The organism is Amycolatopsis sp. WGS_07 (assembly GCF_045278895.1).
GTDB lineage: Bacteria > Actinomycetota > Actinomycetes > Mycobacteriales > Pseudonocardiaceae > Amycolatopsis.
The window spans coordinates 1280079-1301363 of sequence record NZ_CP136053.1 but is presented as its reverse complement, the minus strand read 5'-3'; the positions used below and the strand labels follow the sequence as shown (position 1 = coordinate 1301363).

Here is a 21285-nt window from a genome sequence, read left to right as displayed (position 1 = left end):
CGCCCTGCCCTCGGTCGGGTGAAAAAGAGCTGGTCAGGCATCCGGACGAGTGCAGTACTGGTCCAGCAGCCCCTGTTTCGTCACACACGGCGTGTACCCTGCGTCCTGCAATTCCGCCCGTGCGGTGCTGCTGCGCAAGTAGTCGATGAACTGCTTCAGCAGCGAGTCGTTCTCCGGCACGCCCTTGGTGTAGAGGTACTCCACGGTCCAAAAGCGATAGCCGGCGTCGATGCTGGTCACGTCCGGGAAGCGGTCGTCGAGTTTCGCCATGGCGACCTTGCCGTTCGCCGCCGCGATCTTGGCCGCGGGCACGTCCGCGTAGCCGATCGCGCCAGGGGTGTCGCCGACGGCGTGCAGCAGGTCGTCGGTCGTGCCGCGTTCGCAGCGCACCACCGCGGCGCGCGGGTCGCGGTTCGGCGTCCGGCAGTCGTCCGACGAGAGTCCTGACTCGGCCGCGCCCAGCACCTTTGCCTCGAAGGTCTTGCGCGTACCCGATTCCTGCCCGCGCCCGACCACCCGGATCGGGACCGCAGGACCCTCGCGCAGCTGCGCCCAGTTGGTGTACTTCCCGCTGAAGATGCCGCGCACCTGCTCACTGCTCAGATGGTCGACGCCGACGGATTTGTTCACCACCAGGCTGTACACGAGCACCGCGACCGGTTGCGTGACCAGATCCGGTCCGGCGTCGGAAGCTTTGCCGTCCGACAACACTGCCAGGCTGTCTTTTTGGTCTGCTGGCAACGGTCCCAGCTCGCGCACGGCGGACACGCTCCCGACCGCCTGCGTCGTGATTGTCGCGCCGGGGCACTGCGCGTCGTACTCCGTCGCGATGCCCTTCATGATCCGCGCGAACGCGCTGGATCCGTGCACCGCAAGGGTTCCGCTGCCGCAGCCGGGCGCGGGACCGCGCGACGCGGCGACGATCAGCATGCTCAGCAACGCCCCGGTCAGCAGCACTCCGATCGCCACCGTAACAACCGGCCACGACAGCCAGCGCTGTTTGCGTTCGTCCTTGATCCGGCCGCCGCTGAGCCGTCCGGTGACGTCCAGTTCCTTCGACAGGGGCCCGCCCCGCCAGTCGTCCGGCTCGCGCAGCACGACGACGAGCTTGAACTTTTCCCGTCGCTTCAACGAAAGCTGTTCAAGCCGGACGCCGTGCCACTGCGGTGCCTGCGCGACGGGGGCGGGAGTGTCGGGCTGGCGCAGGAAACCGGATAACCGCTGCGACAACAAGGCCCGGACGCCGGACAGTCGCGCGGTGCCGGATTCCGGCGTAGGCTGATCATGAGTAAAGAATTCGAGGCCGTTTCGGACCACCTCACGCAGACCGTCCTTGGCATCGGACACCCGCGCGTCCCAGACCACCCGCCTGCCGAAGGTGAACTGCAGCGGGTGTTCCCAGTCGTCCGGGCCGATGTCGAAGCTGCCGGTGTTGCGGATGCGGATCACGACCACGCTGAGCGGTTCCAGCAGCTGCACGGTGCGCACGAGTTCCGGATCCGCTTGCACCGCGCCGTTTTCCTGGTCGCTGAGCGTGACCGGGTTGAGGCCGATCTTGGAGTTGTACAGCTCCCGGTAAATGACGCGCCTTCGCCGGATCACGTAGCGGTCGACGATCGGGGCGAGAATCGTCGCGCCCGCGACGACCGCGATCGGCACGATGCCGCGATCGGACGTGAGCACTTCGGCGAGCGCTCTCATGACATCTCCGAAGCTCACGGTCGCCTCCCCTAGCCGCTCCCGAGAATGTCCACAGTAAGCGTCAACCGAGGGACCCCTCCCCAGTGCACCAGGTGTTCACCGGCGGTTCAGCAAGCCGATGCGATCCGCTCCACGGCGGCGCGGAGCCGGTCCGGCGGGAGCGCGGCGTACCCGAGCACGAGGCCCGGATATCCCGTCGCGGTATGGGAATAAGTCGACAAGGCCGGGGCGTGCACGCTGGCCGCGGCGAGTTTTTCCTGCACCCGTACGTCATCGGTGCCGTCCGGGAGCCGGACGACCAGGTGCAGCCCGGCGGCGATCCCGACCGGCCGCCACTGCGGAAGACGCTGGCCGAGAGCCTCGATGAGCGCGTCGCGGCGGGCTCGGTACAGCCTTCGGGTGCGGCGCAGATGCCGGTCGTAACCGCCCGTGGCGATCAGGTGCGCGAGCGCGGCTTGGGGAGCGGCGGGCAGCCGAGGTCGTGCATTTCCTTGACCCGGGCCACGGCGTCGCGCAGCCGGCGCGGTGGAATGAGCCAGCCGATCCGCAGCGCCGGTGCGAGTACCTTGCTCACGCTGCCGATGTACGCGACGTGATCCGGCGCGAGCGCGCGCATCGCGCCCAGCGCGGGGCGGTCGTAACGGTGTTCGGCGTCGTAGTCGTCTTCCAGGATGAGCCCGCCGGTTTCCGCCGCCCAGGCCAGCAGTTGGCGACGGCGTTCGGGATGCAACGCCACCCCGAGCGGAAACTGGTGCGCGGCAGTCACCAGTACGACGGAACAGGCCGAAGTGGACAGTGCGGAAACGTCGATTCCCTTGTCGTCCACCGGAATCCCAGTGGGCTCCAGTCCGTGGTCGCGCAGGAGGCTTGCTTGGCCGTGGTGACTCGGGTCCTCGACCGCGATGCGCTGGTCCGGCAACGCGTCCGCCAGCAGCGACAACGCTTCCGCGGCTCCGCCGGTGATCACGATGTCGTCCGGATTCGTTGGCAGCGCGCGCACGCGCCCCAGGTAGGCGGCCAGCTCCGCGCGCAACGCGGGATGTCCGGTCGGATCGGGATAGCCGAGGCCGAGATCCGGCGTCGCGTTGAGGGCTTCCCGTTCGGCGGCAAGCCATTCGGCGCGGGGGAACGCCGACAACGCCGGAAGCCCAGGACGCAGGTCGAACTCCCAGGTCGGCGATTTCGCCACGCTGGTATGGGGATTCGGCGCGGGATCGTCGATCGGCGCGACGCGAGTGCCCGAACCGCGCTTGCTCAGCAGGTAACCCTCGGCGGTGAGCTGCTCGTACAGCGCCGTGACAGTGCCGCGCGCGACCCCGAGCTGGCGCGCGAGATCCCGGCTCGACGGCAGCCGGGTGCCGACAGCCAGCCGTCCGGTGCGGATCGCGTCGCGCAACGCGGCCTCGACGGCGCGGCCCCGGCGTCCTCCGGTGGCGGCGGGCAGCAACAGCTCCCGGATGGTTTCCACGAGGCGACAGTACGGCAAAGTGGTCCAGTTCGGCCAGGGTCGAGTGGTCCTTCTGAATAGACCACTCGCGGTTGAAGACTGGGCGGCGTGAGACGGTCGATGGTGCTTTCAGGGGTGGCCGGCGCGGTGCTGGTCGGCGGATCGGTGCCGGTCACCGGCATGCTGGACGGGTATCCGGTGATCACCGGACAGGCGTTGCGGTACGCGCTGGGCGGCGTTCTGCTGCTGGGCTGGGCGAAGGTCACGCGCAGTCCGCTGCCTCGGCCGAAACTCGGCGACCTGCCGACTCTGCTCGGCCTCGCCGCGACCGGGATGATCGGGTTCCAGGCCTGTCTGCTGCTGGCGCAGCGCTACGCGGAACCCAGTGCGGTCGCGGCGTTTCTCGGGGCCAGCCCGCTCGTGCTCGCGCTGATCGCGCCGATGCTCGACGGCCGCCGTCCGTCCGCCGCTCCGGTCGTCGGCTCGGTGCTCGCCGGGCTCGGCATCGTGGTCCTCTCCGGCGGCGGATCCGCCTCCGCGCCAGGGTTGCTGCTGGCCGCGCTGGCGATGTTGTGCGAAGCGTCGTTCACCCTGCTCGCGGTGGGATTGCTGCGTCGGCTTGGTCCGTTGGCCACCTCGACGTGGGGCTGTTTCACCGCTGCGGCAAGCGGTGCTGTGGTCGGAACGGTGGTCGATCCGGCCGGAGCTTGGCGGTGGCCGAACTCGCGTGAACTCGTCGCGTTGCTGTTGCTGGCGGTCGTGGTGACCGCGGTGGCTTTCGTGCTCTGGTACAGCTGCGTGGTGGAGCTGGGCGCGGATCGGGCGGGCGTGTTGATCGGCCTGATGCCGGTGTCCGGACTGGCCGTGTCGGTGTTGATCGGCGCGCAACGGTTCGAGCTGGCAGACCTGGCAGGCGTCACGCTCGTCGCCGCAGGTGTCGCATGTGGACTGTGGAAACGCGAAGCGGCTCGCCCGGAATTGCCCGAACGAGCCGCTACGACCTGCTGAGCGCTACTTGCCGCCGCGGGCCATCCGGAGCACGTCGAGCGCCTCGTCCAGCTGCGCTTCGGTGAGCTTGCCGTCGCGGACGTGCCCGCGCTCCAGCACGACCTCGCGGATCGTCTTGAGTTCCTTGAGCGCCTGCTTCGCCACCGCGGCCGCTTCCTCGTAGCCGATGTACTTGTTGAGCGGCGTGACGATCGAGGGCGACCCCTCGGCGTACTGCCGGGCGCGCTCGACGTTCGCGGTGACCCCGGCGAACACCTTGTCCGCCAGCAGCCGCGAGACGGCCGCGAGCAGCCGCGCCGATTCGAGCACGTTGCGGGCGATGACCGGCAGGTTCACGTTGAGCTGGAAGTTGCCCGCCGCGCCGGCGAACGCGACCGCCGCGTCGTTGCCGACGACCTGCGCGACGACCTGCAGCGTCGCCTCCGGGATGACCGGGTTGACCTTGCCCGGCATGATCGACGAACCCGGCTGCAGGTCCGGCAATGCCAGCTCGGCCAGCCCGGTGCGCGGGCCGGAACCCAGCCAGCGCAGGTCGTTCGCGATCTTGTTCAGCGACACCGCGATCGTGCGCAGATGGCCGGAGGTCTCGACCACGCTGTCCTGCGTCGCCTGCGCCTCGAAGTGGTTGCGTGCCTCGGTGAGCGGCAACCCGGTGATCTGCGCGAGTTCGGCCGAGACCGCCGCGCCGAAGCCATCGGGCGCGTTCAAACCGGAGCCGACCGCGGTGCCGCCGATTGGCAGCTCACCCAGCCTCGGCAGGCCGGACTGCAGCCGCTCGATGCCGAACCGGATCTGCGCGGCCCACGCTCCGGCCTCCTGGCCGAGCGTGATCGGCACGGCGTCCATCAGGTGCGTGCGGCCGGACTTGACGACGTCCTGCCACTCCTCGGCGCGCGTCTCGATCGCGCCGGCGAGGTGCTCCAACGCCGGGATGACGTCGGTGAGGACGGCCTCGGTGGCGGCGACGTGGATCGTGGTCGGGAAGGTGTCGTTCGACGACTGCGACGCGTTGACGTGGTCGTTCGGGTGCACATCGCGGCCGAGCGCACGGGTGGCCAGCGTCGCGATGACCTCGTTCGCGTTCATGTTGGACGACGTGCCCGAGCCGGTCTGGAAGACGTCGATCGGGAAGTGCGCGTCGTGTTTGCCCTCGGCGACCTCGTCGGCGGCCTTCGCGATCGCGTCGGCGACGTCGGCGTCCAGGACGCCAAGACGCGCGTTCACGCGGGCGGCGGCGGCCTTCAACAGGCCCAGCGCGCGGATCTGGGCGCGCTCGAGACCGCGGCCGGAGATGGGGAAGTTCTCCACGGCACGCTGCGTCTGCGCGCGGTAAAGCGCGTCGACCGGGACGCGGACCTCACCCATCGTGTCGTGTTCGATCCGGTATTCCTGTTCAGCCATACTCTCGATTCTGGCCCCGATCCGGACGATCGGCCGGGTGTTGTCGCCCACCTCGGTAAGCTCGGTTGTGTTCTCGATCACCGCCACCCACCACTGGCATGGAGCGAGCCTCATGGATTACGACCTCGTCGTCATCGGAGCCGGTCCCACCGGCCTCTTCGCCGCCTACTACGCGGGATTCCGCGGCCTGTCGATGGCCGTCGTCGATTCGCTGCCCGAACCGGGCGGCCAGGTCACCGCGATGTACCCGGAGAAGATGATCTACGACGTCGGCGGGTTCCCCGCGATCCGCGGCCGGGATCTCGTGCAGGGCCTGGTGGACCAGGCCGCGCCGTGGAAGCCGGACTACCTGCTCGGCCGTAAAGCGGAGAAGCTGGAGAGCGTCGGCGAGGGCCTGGAGCTGACCCTCGACGGCGGCGACGTGCTGCGCGCGGGCGCGGTCCTGATCACCGCGGGCATCGGCGAGTTCACGCCGCGCCCCCTGCCCGCCGGCGACGGCTGGCTCGGCCGGGGGATGGTCCATTTCGTGCCGTCGCTCGCGGCTCACGCGGGCCAGCACGTCGTCGTGGTCGGCGGCGGGGACTCGGCATTCGACTGGTGCCTGGCGCTGCATCCGGTCGCGGAGAGCGTGACGCTGGTGCACCGCCGCGCGAAGTTCCGGGCGGCGGAATCGATCGTGCGGCAGGTGCGCGAGCTGGGCGTGCGGCTGGTCACGGACGCTGAAGTGTCCCGCTTCGTCGAAGCCCCGGACGGTTCGCTGACGGCGGTCGACGTGACGGTGAAGGGCGGCGGCGATGAGCAACTGCGTGCGGACGCTGTTGTCGCCGCGTTGGGGTTCACCGCGGATTTGGGGCCGATCGAAAGCTGGGGTCTGGAAATCGATCACCGCGCGATTTCGGTGGACTCGACTATGGCGACGGCGCGGCCACGCGTTTACGCGGCGGGGGATGTGGCGGCGTATCCGGGGAAGGTGAAGCTGATCGCGACGGGATTCGGCGAGGCGGCGACGGCGGTGAACAACATCGCGGTGGCGTTGAATCCCGAGGCGCATTTGTTCCCTGGGCATTCGAGCAACGTGGAGTGAGGTCGCGGAGGGGCTGAGGTAGCTGGCGTGCCGATGACGTTGCTGTGAAACAAAGGCGAGACGTCGCTCTCGAGCGGCTTCGTGCGATACCTGAGAAAGGAGCGGCGGCCGTACCGTCTGAGGTCGACGTGCCTCTAGCCGACCCGCAACGTGGAGTGAATCAGCCGGTTTTCTCCGCGATCCACGGCTGATACGCCACCGCCGAGGTCGCGATCGACGGGGCCGATCCGCAGGTCGACGACCGGTTTCCCGGGCGGCTGACCATCCCGGCCAGCGTCCACCGGTCGCCGTCGCGGAGCAGTTCCGGGCCGCCGGAATCGCCGTAGCACGAACCGGATCCGCCGGGGCTTTCCGTGCACAGTTCGGACGTTCCGTCGAACGTCGACGTGCATTTCGCGCCCGGCACCAGCTTGGTGTCGAGCTGGCGCAACGACTTCGAGACCGGGCCGCAGTTCGGGGTCGCGCACGTCTGGCCCCAGCCGATCACCCGGACCTCGGTGCCCGGCGCGGCCGAACCGCCGATCGCGATCGGCGGCGTCTTCACCGGTGCGGTCAGCCGGATCAGGCCGATGTCGCCGGTCTGCGTTTCGGCGTTGAAATGCGGATGCAGTACGAATTCCGCGGCTTTCGGCGTTTCCCCGCCCTCGTCCGCGTCGTTGCTGCCGACGCGCAAGCCGAGCGTCGCCGGGTCCTTCGCGGACAGGCAGTGCGCCGCGGTGACCACCCAGGTCGGCGTGATCAGGGAGCCGCCGCAGAACAGCGCGCCGCCCGAGGTGTGCAGGGACACCGCGAACGGGTACGGCTGGTCCGCGTCGGTTCCGCCGACGATCAACGGCCCGGCCAACGCGCTGCCCGCGCTGAGCACGACTCCGGTGAGTGCAGTCAGCACCAGCGCGAACAGCCGTTTCGACACCGGGAACTCCTTGGCAGGTCAGGGAAGCGGAGGCACCGCGCGCTCGTCCTCGTCGAGGTCGAGGTTGCCGTCGAAGTTGACGGACGAGTACGCCCGCAGCTTCTCGAGCCGGTGGTAGCCGTCGATCATTCTGACCGTCCCGGACTTGGACCGCATGACGATCGACTGCGTCGTCGCGCCGCCCGCCCGATAGTGGACGCCGCGCAGCAGGTCGCCGTCGGTGACGCCGGTCGCGCAGAAGAACACGTTGTCGCCGGTGACCAGGTCGTCGTTGAGCAGGATCCGGTCAAGGTCGTGGCCGGCGGCGAGCGCCTTCTCGCGTTCCGCGTCGTCCTTCGGCCACAGCCGGCCCTGCAGTTCGCCGCCGAGGCACTTCATCGCGCACGCGGCGATGATGCCCTCGGGCGTGCCGCCGATGCCGAGCAGCATGTCCACACCGGTGGTCGGCCGGGCCGCGGCGATCGCGCCCGCGACGTCGCCGTCCGAGATGAACCGGATCCGGGCTCCCGCCTCGCGGACCTCCTTGACCAGCTGGTCGTGCCGCGGCCGGTCGAGGATGCAAACGGTCACGTCGCTGACGCTGGAGTTCTTCGCCTTCGCCACGCGCCGGATGTTCTCCGCGACCGGGGCGGAGATGTCCACCTTGCCCGCCGCGTCCGGGCCGACGGCCAGCTTCTCCATGTAGAACACCGCGGATGGGTCGAACATCGCTCCCCGCTCGGCGACGGCGAGCACGGCCAGCGCGTTCGGCATGCCCTTCGCCATCAGCGTGGTGCCGTCGACCGGGTCGACCGCGACGTCGCAGTCTGGGCCGTCGCCGTTGCCGACCTCTTCGCCGTTGAACAGCATCGGCGCTTCGTCCTTCTCGCCCTCGCCGATGACGACGACGCCGCGCATCGAGACGGTGGAGACGAGCTGGCGCATCGCGTCGACGGCAGCCCCGTCGCCGCCGATCTTGTCGCCTCGGCCGACCCAGCGGCCGGCCGCCATCGCGGCTGCCTCGGTCACCCGCACCAGTTCCATGGCGAGGTTGCGATCAGGCGCTTCGCGTCGGCTGCGGTCACTGGCGGTGGTCATGGTGGCCTCCCGGAACACGGTTCGTCAGCGGGTGCCTAGTCTGTCAGATCACCGGCGGACATAACCGATTCAGCCACGCATGGTGCACGTCACTCTGTGTCGTCGTCGGTCTCCACCGAGGCCAGCGCGGCCTCGATCCGCTCGCGCGCGCCTTCCAGATGCCGTTCGCACACCTTGGCGAGCCGCTCGCCCTTTTCCCAGAGTTCGAGCGACTGCTCCAGGGAAAGCCCGCCGGCTTCCAGCTCCTTCACGACGTCGACGAGCTGATCGCGGGCCTGCTCGTAACCGAGTCCGGCGGTGTCTGCTTCGCTCACGTTCTCCGACCTTGTGGTGCACGGGGCTGTTCGCGCAGACTACCGCGTCCGGCGGACGTTCCGGGGAGGCTCAGTCAGTCTCCTAGACTCAGCTGCCAGCCATCGCGCTTGGCCTCGTCCGCGTTCTTCCATATCGTGCCGCGGTTGTTGTTGCCGAAGTGCACGCCGTACCGGTCGGCGCTGGGCACGTCGGTGAACTCGAAGGTGAAGGTTCGTACCCAGACGCCGTCGACGATGTCGGTCGCGCCGCCGCTGCGGTGCAAGGCGGTGGTCACGACGACCCGGCCGGTTTCGTCTACGAGGGTCACTTGTGCGCCATTCGCTGATGTCGCGGTATCCGTCGTACCCGTCGGCGTCGGCGGGTCTGGAATGGGTTGCGGGGTAGACGCCCGGGCTGGCTGCCATCGGTCCGTCCCCGCTGCCGTCAACGAGGCTGATGAGCCCGTTGCGGGCAAGCGACCACCGCACTCGCCATCGCGTGGTCGTACCCGACGAATGCCAGCGCGAACTCCTGCCCGTCACCGTCCGCGATGGCGTCCTCGAGGTTCTCCTGTGCGCTGGCCACTCGCCGCCGGTGCCCGGTTCCCTCGGCGAACCACCACCGGACGCCGACGTGCTCGGACGTCGCCTCGGACAGCCGCCTGAGCTGCGGAGCCAGCCCGCGCCGGGCCGCGGTGCCGCAGCCGGCGAGCAGGGCGGTCCAACATTCGCCCGCCGCGTGGTCGGTGACCAGGGCCTGCCGCAGCAGCGGGACGGCGTTGAGCCGGGCGGCGGCGTCCACCGTGAGCGGGAGGAACGCCGGGGCCCGGTGCGTCACGGCCGGTCTCCTTCGGGTGCGGGTGTCGTCGGCTCGACGGATTCGGCCACCGCGTGGACCGCCCCGTCGGCGACCCGCACGCGCAGCTGCGCTCCGTCCTCGATCTGGGAGACGGAGCGGAGCACGTGGAGGTTGCCCTCGGAATCAGTGAACTGGACGACGGCGTAGCCGCGCGCCATCGTGGCCGCCGGGCCGAGCGCGGCGAGCTTGCCCCGTGCGTTCGCGACCTCGGCCTGGTCCTTGGCGAGCAAACCGAGCATCGCGCGACGGCCGCGTTCGCGATGCATCTCGACGTCGCTGAGGCGGCGTTCGATCGGGCCCAGCGGATCGGCCAGCGACGGACGGCTGCGCAGCTGGGTCAGCAGCCGCGTCTCCCGGTCGACCCAGCCGTGCAGCGCGCGACGGCCGCGGTCGCGCATCTGCCGCACCCGCGCGGTTTCCTCGCGGACGTCCGGCACGATGCGCTTGCTCGCGTCGGTCGGGGTGGAGCAGCGCAGGTCGGCGACGTGGTCGAGCAGCGGGGTGTCCGGCTCGTGCCCGATGGCGCTGACGATCGGCGTGCCCGCGGCCGCGACCGCCCGGCACAGCGCTTCGTCGGAGAACGGCAGCAGGTCCTCGACGCTGCCGCCGCCCCTGGCGATGACGATCACGTCGACGTCCGGATCTTTGTCCAAGATGGACAGTGCGCGGAGGATCTGCGGCACCGCCTGCGAACCCTGCACGGCGGTGTTCAGCACCTTGAACAACACGTGCGGCCAGCGGGCCTGTGCGTTCGCCAGCACGTCTCGCTCAGCTGCCGACGCGCGTCCGGTGATCAGCCCGATTCCCTTGGGCAGAAAGGGAATCGGGCGCTTCCGTTCGCGTGCGAACAAGCCTTCGGCGGCCAGCAGCTTGCGCAGCCGTTCGATCCGCGCGAGCAGTTCGCCGATGCCGACCGCGCGGATCTGGTCCGCGCGCAGGCTCAACGTGCCGCGGCCGAAAAAGAACGACGGCTTGGCGTGGATGACCACGCGGTCGCCTTCGCGCAGCGGTGTCGGGAGTTCGCGCACCAGCCACATCGGACAGGTGACGGACATCGAGACGTCCGCGGACGGGTCGCGCAGGGTCAGGAACGCGGTCTGCGTGCCGGGCCGCGCGTTCATCTGCGTGACCTGGCCTTCGACCCAGACGTCGCCGAGCCGGTGGACCCAGTCGCCGATCTTGCGCGCGACGGTGCGGACCGGCCAGGGGTTCTCCGCGCTGGTGGCGGGGTCGTTGCTCACTGGCCTTCCGCGGGGTCGCCCGGCTGTTCCTCGGCCTTGCGCGCGTTGCCGATCCGCCGGGCGAGCATGCCGACGAACGACGCGCGGTCGGCGTTGGCCTTCTCGTACTCCAGCAGTTCTTCCAGCTGCGGCACGGTCAACCGGCGCAGCCGGGCACGCAGCTGCGGCAGGGTCAGCTCGTCGTAATTTCCCAGGCCAGCGGGGCCGGAGCTGTCGTTCTCGCCCTCGGGGTGCTCCTCGGCGAGCGCGCGGGTCTCTTCGATCCACGGGTCGTCGAGGGTTTCCTCGGAAAGGTCCGGCAGCTGCGCGCGGTGGCCGTTGGTGCGCGGCTCGGGCAGGTCGCCGACCGGCACGAGAGTCGGCCGGGACGGCGTGAACTCGGGCTCGGCGTCCTCGTCGAAGGTGGCCCAGCTGGGCGTGTCCTCGACCGGGCGCAGCATCGACAGCGCGTCGTCGCCCTTGATGGCCAGCTCGGTGACCTGCTGCTGGACGCGCATGGACAGCTGCAGCACCTGGCTCACGACGGTGACCGGCAGGCCGGTGAGCTGCTTCGGGAGTTCACGAACCCGCTCGGCGGTGGTGACGGCGAGGCCCGCGGCGACCCGGAGGGGAGCGGGAGTGGCTTCATGGGTCCAGCGTGCCGTATCAGGGCCGTCCTGCCCAACCGAACGGGTGGCCAGGGGCGCCGGACGTGACGCCCGGCACAGCCTGAATGGCCGCCGCCATCATCCGAACGAGGACTTCAACCCCGGATCGGCACTGCCCGTACCCTGGAGGCATGACTTCTGCGAGTCCCGGAACCGAACCCGCCGGTACCCCGACGATCACCCGGTCCGGCGCCGCCAAACGCGTGCTGCTCGCGAAGCCGCGCGGTTACTGCGCCGGCGTTGACCGCGCGGTCGTCGCCGTCGAGAAGGCGCTCGAGCTGTACGGGCCGCCGGTGTACGTGCGCAAGGAAATCGTGCACAACCGGCACGTCGTCGAGACCCTGCGCGAACGAGGCGTGATTTTCGTCGACGAGACGTCCGAGGTGCCCGAGGGCGCGCTCGTCGTGTTCTCCGCGCACGGCGTCTCGCCCGCGGTGCACGCCGAGGCCGCGGACCGGAACCTGCGCACCATCGACGCGACCTGCCCGCTGGTCACCAAGGTGCACAAAGAGGTCAACCGGTTCGCCAAGGACGACTACGACATCCTCCTGATCGGTCACGAGGGCCACGAGGAGGTCGAGGGCACGGCCGGCGAGGCCCCGGACAAGGTGCAGCTGGTCGACAAGCCCGAGGACGTCGACAAGGTCGACGTGCGCGATCCGTCGAAGGTGATCTGGCTGTCGCAGACCACCCTGTCGGTGGACGAGACGATGGAACGCGTCGACCAGCTGCGCGACCGCTTCCCGACTTTGGCCGACCCGCCCAGCGACGACATCTGTTACGCCACCACCAACCGCCAGGTCGCGGTCAAGGCGATGGCCCCGGAGTGCGACCTGGTGCTGGTCGTCGGCTCGAAGAACTCGTCGAACTCGAAGCGGCTGGTCGAGGTCGCGTTGAAGGCCGGTGCCTCGGCCTCGCACCTGATCGACTTCGCGTCGGAGGTCGACGAGTCGTGGCTGGAGGGCGTGTCGACGGTCGGAGTCACGTCGGGGGCCTCGGTGCCGGACGTGCTGGTGATGGACCTGCTGAAGTGGCTGGCCGAGCGCGGCTACGGACAGGTCGACGAGGTGACCACGGCGAACGAGAAGATCGCGTTCGCGTTGCCGAAGGAATTGCGGAAGGCCGTTAAGCCGGAGTCCGCCGAGTCCTGAGGTTGCTCGGGGCGGGCGAAATTCCCTCTGACACAACGAAAAGGCCGCCGATCCCGGTGCCGGGATCGGCGGCCTTTTCGTTTGTGCTTATCGCTGGTTTGTTCAGCCCTCGTCGTCCCAAGGACGTTGCCGACGCGGCGGTTCCCGGCGAGGCGGACGCGGACGCCCTGGCGGCGGCTCGTCCCCACGCGGCCGACGACGCGGCGGCGGTGCGTCACCCCGCGGATCGCGACGACGCGGATCAGCTTCCGGCGGCCTCGGCCGACGCCCCTCCGGCGGCGGCTTCCGGCCACCGCGCGGCGCGTTCGGGTCCATCGGCTCACGACGAGGACGCGCACCCGGGTCGCCCGGCGGACGCGGACGTCGCGCTGGAGGCGGTGCGTCGAGGTCCCGGTCCCGCGGCGGACGGCGACGGTTGCCCGGAGGCGGCGTCTGCCCGGTGCGGCCAGCCGGCGGCCGCGAGCGCGGACGGTTCGCGGCTTTGTCGTCGTCGCCGTCCCGGTCGCGCGGCAGTTTGCCGTCCTTGATCTTGACCGGCGCGTCCGGGTCGCGTTCGCGGTAGATCCGGAAGAAACCGAACAGCAGCGTGACACCGGTGGTGACCGCCATCGTCGGGAAGCCCTTGATCAGCGGCGTACCGATGTTGAGCAGCTTCGACACGGTGTCGCTGGCCTCGGGACCCCCGCCGGTCAGCAGCACCACGCCCGGCACGGTGACGGCGAGCACCAGCGGCGGCTGCACCATCGGGCCGAACAGCCCGCGTCTTTGCACCGCGCCGACCGCGATCACGGCCCCGAGGAAGTAGCCCGCCTTGAAAACAAAACCGAGGCTGCCGGTGGACTTCTCGTCGATGATGGCGCCGAGCACTGCCAAGCCGAAGCCCACGAGGACAGCCGCCCACCAGGGCAGGCCGCGCCTCGTGCCGACGACGAGACGCTCGTCCCACGGCACGGGGGCGTCATCGGCATCAGGATCGCTCTGGCGATCGCGTATCGCGGTCACGAGGCACACCGTAGCCCGTACTTGTCACGATCTTGTTGGCACTGCCGAGGACAGCACGAAGCAGCCACTCGACCGCATGATCTTTCGCTCGGCCGAGCGGTACTCACGGTGCGGCCCGCCAGGCCCGCTCCGCCAGACGGGGAACCAGTGGACCAGACCTCTGACCAGCGGTGATACCGACGGTATGGTCCGGCCGCCCGATTCCCGGCACCGCACTGACCCCAGGCTATGCCACGAGCCGGCCCCGGCCACGGCGGCGTCACCGGTCCTGTTCCGGAACATTCGCCGTCCTGGAACTTGACCGGGAATTGACGTCCCCGTAAATCGCCTGAGCGCCCCGATCCTGCCCGCGCGACGTCGGAACCCTGCCCTTTCACTCGCCTCGGCAGCGGTGTCCAACCTGGACTTCACCGGTCGTTCCGGGCAATCCGGACGGCCAATCTGGACTGCCGATCCGGACCGTCAGCTCGGCCCGTCAGCCCGGACCGCACGGCCGGGTCCGTCCGCCTTCGCCGGATGGCCAGCGCTCGCCGGGGCCGCTCCGGCTAAGAGCCGGTTCGAACGACGTCGTGCTCGCCTGCGGGCGGTTTGAACACGGCCGCTCCCGCCACGGGCGATTTGAACGCCGCCGCCCCGCCAAGGGGCCATTCGAACACCGCCGCCCCGCTAAGGAGCCGCTCGAACACCGCCGCCCCGCTAAGGAGTCGCTCGAACACCGCCGCTGCGGTTCCGCTCGCCGCCGCACCCTTGTGCACGGAGCGCGCCCACGTTCGCCAAGCCGCGCAGCCGCCGTTCCGCAGGCCGTCGCTCCACCCGAAGGAACTGCCGGGCTAAAGCGCCAACCCGCCTCCCGCCGACCGCAGGCAGTCATCCCGACGTCGAGCCTCCGGCGTCAAGCCAGGCCGCCAGACCTGTCCCGCGAGTGCGTGCCCTCGACCGTCCGATCACGACTTGTCGAGCCCGCCGCCACCTCAACCAGCTGCCACCTCGTCTCCCTTCCGCAGTTGCGGCACCGGCGCCGGACTGCCGGACGCGTCGGTGAGCGGCGCGACCGTCGCACGGAACGACTCCAGCGCTTCGAGTTCGCGCCTCCGGGCAGAGACGAAACGCTGAAGGTGTGTGGTGGACAGATTCAGCGCTTCGACCGCATTGCCCGCGGCCCGATGTGCGGCGGCGGCGCCCGCGCGCACTTGCTCGACGTCCTCGACGAGCGCCCGGTCGCTGGCGGCGAACAGCGCCGCCGACGCGAGCACCCCGAATCCCGTGGGGCCGCACAGGAATACGCGGCGGTCGATGAGCCAGCGCAGCAGTTCGGGATCGGTGTCGAGGGCGGCGACGACGGCCGCGTCGGACGGGACGAACATGACGGTGCCGTAGATCGCGTCCGCCCAGCGCTGATAGCCCTTGCCCGCCAGCTCCGCCGCGCGGGAGCGCAACTGCCGGACGTGGACGCGCAGCGCGTCGAGCCGTTCTTCCGGGTCGTCGGTCTCGACCGCCTCCGCCCAGATGGCCATGCTCGCCTTCGCGTCGACCGGAACCGCCCGGCCGCCGCCGACATTCAGCACCAGGTCGGGTTTCGCGCTTCCGCCGCCGCCCAAATCGGTCTGCAGGGTGAAGTGCAGTCCCTCCCGCAGTCCGAGTGCGCGCGCGGTCTCCACGAGCACCTGTTCGCCGAGTTCGCCGCGGCCGTGGATCGACGCAAATGCCACCTCGTACCGGCGTAGCGCGAGTTGCTGCTGGTCGCCCTTCGCGCGCTCCGCCGCCACGAGCCGCGCGGCCGCGTCGGCCCGACGCATTCCGTCGTTGTACAGCCGCCACAGCACGACGACCGCGACGCACAGGAGCAGCGCGAGCACGACGGCCGCGGTGGTGATCACCGTCTCCACCCGGTCCTCCTCTCGGTCGGGTCCGTCGGGTGTCCGGACGCGAGACATCATGGCGGACGGCACCGACAAAAACCGGCACTCGCGGTCGCGCTGCGTAGCTGACCTGCGACTTTCCAGATTCGAGCTGGGCGTGTCCGAAGTGGCCCTGATCGGCTTCGTACACACGTTCGAGTGGGGCAACGGCGTGCCTCCGGGATTTCGTCGGTGTCTGCTCCTAACGTGGTCGCCGTGAGAATCCTCCATACCTCTGATTGGCACATCGGCCGCACGTTCCACGGCGCCGATCTGCTTACCGAACAGGAGGCCGCTCTCACGCACATCGCCGAACTCGTCGACCGCGAGTCGGTCGACGTCGTGGTGGTGGCCGGTGACATCTACGACCGAGCGGTGCCCTCCGCCGAGGCTGTCCGCGTCGCGACGGCCGCGATGACCCGCATCCGCCGGGCCGGCGCGGAACTCGTGATCACGCCGGGCAACCACGATTCGGCTGCGCGCCTCGGCGCGTTCGCCGAATTCGCGGCGGCGGGCGGGCTGCACGTCCGCGCGACCGTCGAAGGCATCGCGGAACCCGTTGTGCTGAACGACGAACACGGCGCGGTCGCGTTCTACGGCATCCCGTATCTCGAACCCGAGCCGTCGCGGCACGCATTGGGCGTGCCGGAGGCGCGCGGCCACACCGGCGTGCTCGGCGAGGCGATGCGACGGGTACGCGACGATCTGGCCGGTCGTCCAGGCACGCGTTCAGTAGTGCTGGCACACGCTTTCGTCACCGGCGGCGAGGCCAGCGAATCGGAACGCACCATCGCGGTCGGCGGAGTGGAACAGGTCCCCGGCTCGGTGTTCGACGGAGTGGACTATGTCGCGCTCGGACATTTGCACGGCCCGCAGACGCTCGCGGAGCACCTACGGTATTCCGGAAGCCCGCTGGCGTACTCGTTTTCCGAAGCGCGGCAACGGAAATCGGTGTGGTTCGTGGATCTCGACGCCACCGGTCTCGCCGAGGTCCGGCGGCACGAACTGCCGGTGCCGCGTCCGCTCGCGACCCTCTCCGGAGAACTCGCCGCCCTGCTCTCTGACCCGGATCATGAGCAGTGGCGCGAACATTTCCTGTCGATCACTGTCACGGACCGAGTCCGTCCGATCGATGCGATGCGGTCGCTGCAGGAACGTTTTCCCTATGCGGTGCACATGGATTGGCGGCCCGACGGCGGGGTCGCCGGCACCGAGCTGAAGTACGCGGAGGCGGTCCGCGGACGCAGCGACATCGAGATCGCACGCAGTTTCCTCGACGACTGCCGCGGTGCGCCGCCGACCGAGCGCGAGGAGCGGCTCGTGCACCTGGCGCTCGAAGCGGCGAACCGGGCGGCGGTGGAGAAGCTGTGAGACTGCATCTGCTGGAGGTGGAAGCCTTCGGCCCGTACGCGGGCCGGGAGGTGGTGGACTTCGACGCCCTCGGCGCCGACGGTCTGTTCCTTCTCCATGGCGACACCGGCGCGGGCAAGACCACGCTGCTCGACGCGATCGCGTTCGCGTTGTTCGGCGTGGTGCCGGGCGCGCGCGGCGACGTCAAGCGGTTGCGGTGCGATCTCGCCGAACCCGATCGGCCGACCGAGGTCGTGCTGGAGCTGACCGTGCAGGGTCAGCGGCTGCGGATCGTGCGCAGCCCGGAGTACCAGCGGCCGAAGAAACGCGGCGACGGATTCACCACGCAGCAGGCTCGGGTTTCGCTGACCTGGGTCGGCGAACCGCCCGCCGGGCTGCCACCGGACGGGAGCATCCGCATCGACGAGGTGGCCCGCACCGTCGAGCGGCTGCTGGGCATGACGAATGAGCAGTTCTTCCAGGTGGTGCTGCTGCCGCAGGGAGAATTCGCGAAGTTTCTCCGCAGCGACACCACAGAGCGGGAAAAGCTGCTGGAGCGGCTGTTCGGCACCGAGCGGTTCTCCGACGTCGAACGCTGGTTCGCCGACCTTCGCGCGGAACGCGGCCGTGCGCTGGAAAAGCGGCAGCAGGAGGTCCGTGAACTGCTCGCCCGCTACGCGCAGGAAGCACAGGAGGAACCTCCGGAGGACGGACAGCCGGAGTGGGTCGACGCTGTGTTGACCAACGTCGCCGCCGCGGCCGAGGCGGCGGAAACCGAGGCAGCGCAAGCACGTTCTGCGGCGAAGTCCGCGGAGGTCGCGCTGCGCGAGGCGGAAGAGGACGCGGACAAGGTCCGCCGGGTCCGCACCGCGCACACCCGGCTGGCGCAGATCGCCGAGCAGGCGGCCGAACGTGCTGAGTGGACGGAAGAAATCGCGGCGGCCCGGCGCGCCGCCGCGGTGGTTCCCGAGGCTGAGCTGATGGACCGGCGCACGGCCGAGCTTGGCGATGCGCAGGTGCTGGTGGCGGACCGGATCCGGGATCTCGCCGACCTCGGTTTCGATGCGGTCGGGCTCGCTGTCACCGACCTTCGTGAAGGCGCTGGTTCCGTTCGCGAGGAAGCGGGCGCGCTAGCCGAGTTGGCCGCGGAAGCCGCTCAGCAGAAGAGCGATGCGCAGCGCCGCGCGGAGCGGCAGAAAGTCGCGGAGGAGGCCACAAAGCAGGTGGCCGGCCTCTCGGAGCGGCTGGCCGAGCTGCCCGGCCTGATCGCTGCCGCGCGTACCGAAGCGACGGTGGCGGGAGAAGCGGCCGCGAAGCTGGATGGGGCCAAATCTCGGGTCGAGGAGCTGACGGCGCTCACTCGTGCGGCCGAGGAATTGCCGCCAGCTGAAGCCAGGGTCGCGCGTGGCGAAGCGAAACTGCGCGAAGTGGTCGACGAGCACCAGGCGGCCCGGCAGCGACGGCTCGATCTCCGCGAGCGGCGTCTGGACGGTATGGCAGCCGAGTTGGCCGCTGGCTTGGCCGATGGTGCGGCGTGTCCGGTGTGCGGGTCAGCGGAGCATCCGGCACCGGCGAACCATGATGCGCCGTTGGTCGACGCCGCTGAAGAACGCGCTGCCGAAGAAGCCGAGCAGAAGGCGTCGGCGCTGCGTCAGCGAGTGGTGTCCGCGTTGGAGGAGGCGAAGGCCCGAGTCGTCTCGCTCTGCGAACGGTTGGATGGACGCACTGCGGAGGAAATCGCGACCGCGCTGACCGAGGCGCGGACGGTCGTCGCGGAACTCTCCCGGCAGGCACAGCGCAAAGACCAGCTGCACGGAAAAGTCGCCGAGCTGGAGCGCGGTGCCGAGCAGCTGGCCGAACAACGTCGCCTCGCCGAGCTGACGGTCACCGAGGCGACCAGTGAAGTACGCGCGCTGGACGGTCGGATGGCCGAACGCGAACAGCGGCTGATCGCGGGCCGGGGAGAATTCCCGGACGTGCCGTCCCGGCGGCAGCACCTGCTCACGTTCGCCGGCGCGCTCGATTTGGCAGCCGAGGCGCACACCGCGGTGTCCGGAGCGGAGAAGCGGCTCGCGGAGCAACGGGATCTGGTCGAAATCTCGTTGCACGCCAAGGGGTTCTCCACCCTTGAGGAAATGCGCGCGGCCGTCCGCAGCGACGAGCAGATCACGAAGCTCGAACAGGGCCTTGCCGAGGCCGAAGCGATGACCGCCGGTGCGCGGGAGATGCTCGCGCAACCGGAGCTGTTCGGGATCGGACCGGACGATACGGTGGAGGTCGCGCCGCTGGCAGAACGCGCGAAGGAGACCCGTGCTCGGGCAGACGCCGCTTTTGCCGCGCAGCAAGCGGTTTCCGCGCAACACCGTGAACTAGTGAAGCTGGCTGGACGGCTGAGCAAGGCGCTCTCGGAGCTACAGCCGTTGGAGGAGGAGCAGGCCGAGCTTCGGGCGTTGTCGGACGTCGTCAACGGGCGCGGGCAGAACGCGCGGAAGATGTCGTTGCGCTCGTATGTCCTGGCTGCTCGCTTGGAAGAGGTCGCGCTCGCGGCGACCGCGCGTTTGCGAACCATGAGCCAGGGCCGTTACTCCTTCGTGCACTCAGACGCGGCAGGCGCCCGCGGCACAAGGGGCGGCTTGGGCCTCGACGTACTGGACGATTACTCCGGCACGGTCCGCCCGGCGAAGACCCTGTCTGGCGGCGAATCGTTCCTCGCGTCGTTGTCGCTGGCGCTAGGCCTTGCCGACGTGGTGGCGGGCGAAACCGGCGGTGCGCTGCTCGACACCCTGTTCGTGGACGAGGGTTTCGGCACCTTGGACGCCGAAACCCTGGACGTGGTGATGAACATCCTCGACGAACTCCGCGCCGGCGGGCGCGTGGTGGGCCTGGTGTCGCACGTCGAGGAACTCCGCCAGCGCATCCCCACGCGGTTGCGGGTGCGGAAGTCTCGCACCGGGTCGAAAGTGGAGCTGCAGATGGCTTGATGAGACTCGATCCCGGGCCGGGATCTTCGCGCTGAGCGGTCGGACACCTTGGGGTGGCGTGACTGCGGTGGTGAGGGTGGCTGGTCGCGGAAGGTGGGCCGTGCGGGTCGGCACGGGTCTGGGTGCGTTGTGCTCGCGGTTGGTTGAGGCGGGTGTGGCGGGCGGGCCCGAGTGTGGCGGGGTTGGCTGCCGAGGTGCGGGTCGTGCGTCGGTGGCGGAGTCGGGCGGCCTTAGTGCAGGCAGCCCTGCTCAACCGACCCGAACCAGCGCGGTCCAGCCCAGCGGCGGCCAGGTCCGCCCAACCGGGCCGGCCGACCTGTCCTGGCATGACTCGGTCGGCCGCCTCAGTGCGGTCGAGCCGGCCTGACTGGGCTGGCCAACCCGGTACGGCCTATCCGGCCGGGCCCAATCCGACCCAGTCCAGTCCGGCTGACCGCGCCCGGCCGCGACCGTGCCCGGGCGACTTGACCAGGCCGACCCAACCAGCACACCCGACCCGACCCGACTCGGGGGCGAGCTGACCAGACCGACCCGGCCCGGGACGGCCGCCCCGAGCCGAGTCGGCCTGACCCGGGCCGACCTGACCCGGGCCGACCTGACCTGACCCGACCTGACCAGATCCGAGCCGACCCGCCCCGGGACGAGCCGACCAGACCGACCCGGGGCGGGCCGATCCGAGCCAGCCAGCCAACCGAACGCGGCCACCCCACCAGCCCGAGCCGTCAAGCGGACTCTTCGTGGTGCAGGAGCCACCGCTTAGCGTCCGTCCCCCAGCGGAAGTTGCCGATCGCGCCGCCGGTACGCACCACCCGGTGGCAAGGCACGAACAACGCCGCCGCGTTGCGGGCGCAAGCCGTCGCTGCCGCGCGGACTGCGGAGGGGTTGCCGGAGAGCGTGGCGTACTCCGCGTAGCTCACCGGGCTGCCTGCCGGGACCTTGCGCAGCATCTCCCAGGCGTGCTCGCGGAACGGGCCCGACCGCTGCCGGACCTCGATGTCGGCGACGGCGTCGAGGTCGCCGCCGTGGTAGCGGCGGATCGCGGCCGTCACGGGGCCCAGGTCTCGGCGTTCAGTCAGTACCGTCGGGGCCAGGGACGGCGAGATGAGCGGCGTCAGTTCGGCGACGTCGCCGGTCCAGCCGGAGGCCAGTACTGCGCCGTCGCCTGCCACCACTGCGGTGAACGGGCCGATTTTAGTGTCCAAAGTGGACCAAAACGCGGTGTGCACGGGGAA

General features: G+C 69.9%; 19 protein-coding genes. 5 read left to right on the top strand and 14 right to left on the bottom strand.

Going from position 1 to position 21285, the window contains the following annotated elements:
* Window positions 1–33 precede the first annotated feature (33 nt).
* The 3 genes from RPX00_RS05960 to RPX00_RS05950 all read right to left on the bottom strand — a co-directional run bounded on the left by RPX00_RS05960 (window position 34) and on the right by RPX00_RS05950 (window position 3169).
* Complete coding sequence (locus RPX00_RS05960) at window positions 34–1701, bottom strand: PstS family phosphate ABC transporter substrate-binding protein (RefSeq protein WP_406638217.1); 1668 nt, start codon at window positions 1699–1701, stop codon at window positions 34–36.
* A gap of 107 nt (window positions 1702–1808) precedes the next feature.
* Window positions 1809–1964, bottom strand: coding sequence for a hypothetical protein (locus RPX00_RS05955; protein WP_406638215.1), 156 nt, complete (start codon window positions 1962–1964; stop codon window positions 1809–1811).
* Between the two features lie 173 nt (window positions 1965–2137).
* Entirely contained in the window at window positions 2138–3169 is a 1032-nt protein-coding gene (locus tag RPX00_RS05950) for a PLP-dependent aminotransferase family protein (protein ID WP_406638213.1), read from the bottom strand.
* Window positions 3170–3256: 87 nt separating this feature from the next.
* Between RPX00_RS05950 and RPX00_RS05945 the strand changes: the two genes are divergently transcribed.
* A complete protein-coding gene (locus tag RPX00_RS05945) occupies window positions 3257–4156 on the top strand; it encodes a DMT family transporter (RefSeq protein WP_406638211.1) in 900 nt (299 codons plus the stop codon).
* 3 nt (window positions 4157–4159) lie between these two features.
* Here RPX00_RS05945 and RPX00_RS05940 read toward each other — a convergent pair whose 3' ends face one another.
* Complete coding sequence (locus tag RPX00_RS05940) at window positions 4160–5557, bottom strand: class II fumarate hydratase (protein ID WP_406638209.1); 1398 nt, start codon at window positions 5555–5557, stop codon at window positions 4160–4162.
* Window positions 5558–5669: 112 nt separating this feature from the next.
* Here RPX00_RS05940 and RPX00_RS05935 point away from each other — a divergent pair, with 112 nt between their 5' ends.
* The gene (locus RPX00_RS05935) at window positions 5670–6641 is read left to right on the top strand and encodes an NAD(P)/FAD-dependent oxidoreductase (protein WP_406638207.1); all 972 of its coding nucleotides are present in this window, start codon (window positions 5670–5672) and stop codon (window positions 6639–6641) included.
* Window positions 6642–6801: 160 nt separating this feature from the next.
* Here RPX00_RS05935 and RPX00_RS05930 read toward each other — a convergent pair whose 3' ends face one another.
* The 7 genes from RPX00_RS05930 to RPX00_RS05900 all read right to left on the bottom strand — a co-directional run bounded on the left by RPX00_RS05930 (window position 6802) and on the right by RPX00_RS05900 (window position 11704).
* Window positions 6802–7554, bottom strand: coding sequence for a S1 family peptidase (locus RPX00_RS05930; RefSeq protein WP_406638205.1), 753 nt, complete (start codon window positions 7552–7554; stop codon window positions 6802–6804).
* 18 nt (window positions 7555–7572) lie between these two features.
* Complete coding sequence (gene glpX, locus RPX00_RS05925; RefSeq protein ID WP_378400880.1) at window positions 7573–8631, bottom strand: class II fructose-bisphosphatase; 1059 nt, start codon at window positions 8629–8631, stop codon at window positions 7573–7575.
* Between the two features lie 89 nt (window positions 8632–8720).
* Entirely contained in the window at window positions 8721–8945 is a 225-nt protein-coding gene (locus RPX00_RS05920) for an exodeoxyribonuclease VII small subunit (protein ID WP_009083113.1), read from the bottom strand.
* A gap of 74 nt (window positions 8946–9019) precedes the next feature.
* Window positions 9020–9253, bottom strand: coding sequence for a hypothetical protein (locus RPX00_RS05915; RefSeq protein WP_406638203.1), 234 nt, complete (start codon window positions 9251–9253; stop codon window positions 9020–9022).
* Window positions 9254–9369: 116 nt separating this feature from the next.
* On the bottom strand, window positions 9370–9762 hold the full coding sequence (locus tag RPX00_RS05910) for a hypothetical protein (protein WP_406638201.1): 393 nt from the start codon (window positions 9760–9762) through the stop codon (window positions 9370–9372).
* A complete protein-coding gene (gene xseA / locus RPX00_RS05905) occupies window positions 9759–11024 on the bottom strand; it encodes an exodeoxyribonuclease VII large subunit (protein WP_406638199.1) in 1266 nt (421 codons plus the stop codon). The genes RPX00_RS05910 and xseA overlap by 4 nt, the downstream gene beginning before the upstream one ends.
* Window positions 11021–11704, bottom strand: coding sequence for a lipid droplet-associated protein (locus RPX00_RS05900; RefSeq protein WP_406642792.1), 684 nt, complete (start codon window positions 11702–11704; stop codon window positions 11021–11023). The genes xseA and RPX00_RS05900 overlap by 4 nt, the downstream gene beginning before the upstream one ends.
* Window positions 11705–11802: 98 nt before the next feature.
* Between RPX00_RS05900 and RPX00_RS05895 the strand changes: the two genes are divergently transcribed.
* Entirely contained in the window at window positions 11803–12822 is a 1020-nt protein-coding gene (locus tag RPX00_RS05895; protein WP_406638197.1) for a 4-hydroxy-3-methylbut-2-enyl diphosphate reductase, read from the top strand.
* Window positions 12823–12924: 102 nt separating this feature from the next.
* Here the strand turns inward: RPX00_RS05895 and RPX00_RS05890 are convergent, their stop codons facing one another.
* Window positions 12925–13824, bottom strand: coding sequence for a DUF6542 domain-containing protein (locus RPX00_RS05890; protein WP_406638195.1), 900 nt, complete (start codon window positions 13822–13824; stop codon window positions 12925–12927).
* Window positions 13825–14795: 971 nt separating this feature from the next.
* Window positions 14796–15710, bottom strand: coding sequence for a DNA recombination protein RmuC (gene rmuC, locus RPX00_RS05885; protein WP_406638193.1), 915 nt, complete (start codon window positions 15708–15710; stop codon window positions 14796–14798).
* Window positions 15711–15938: 228 nt separating this feature from the next.
* Between rmuC and RPX00_RS05880 the strand changes: the two genes are divergently transcribed.
* Window positions 15939–17093, top strand: a complete 1155-nt coding sequence (locus RPX00_RS05880) for an exonuclease SbcCD subunit D (RefSeq protein ID WP_406638191.1) — start codon at window positions 15939–15941, stop codon at window positions 17091–17093.
* Window positions 17090–20053, top strand: coding sequence for an AAA family ATPase (locus tag RPX00_RS05875; RefSeq protein WP_406638189.1), 2964 nt, complete (start codon window positions 17090–17092; stop codon window positions 20051–20053). Before RPX00_RS05880 ends, RPX00_RS05875 begins: the two co-directional genes overlap by 4 nt.
* Window positions 20054–20775: 722 nt before the next feature.
* On the opposite strand, the gene RPX00_RS05870 is transcribed toward RPX00_RS05875, so the two are convergent.
* Entirely contained in the window at window positions 20776–21279 is a 504-nt protein-coding gene (locus RPX00_RS05870; RefSeq protein ID WP_406638187.1) for a methylated-DNA--[protein]-cysteine S-methyltransferase, read from the bottom strand.
* Window positions 21280–21285: the final 6 nt, after the last annotated feature.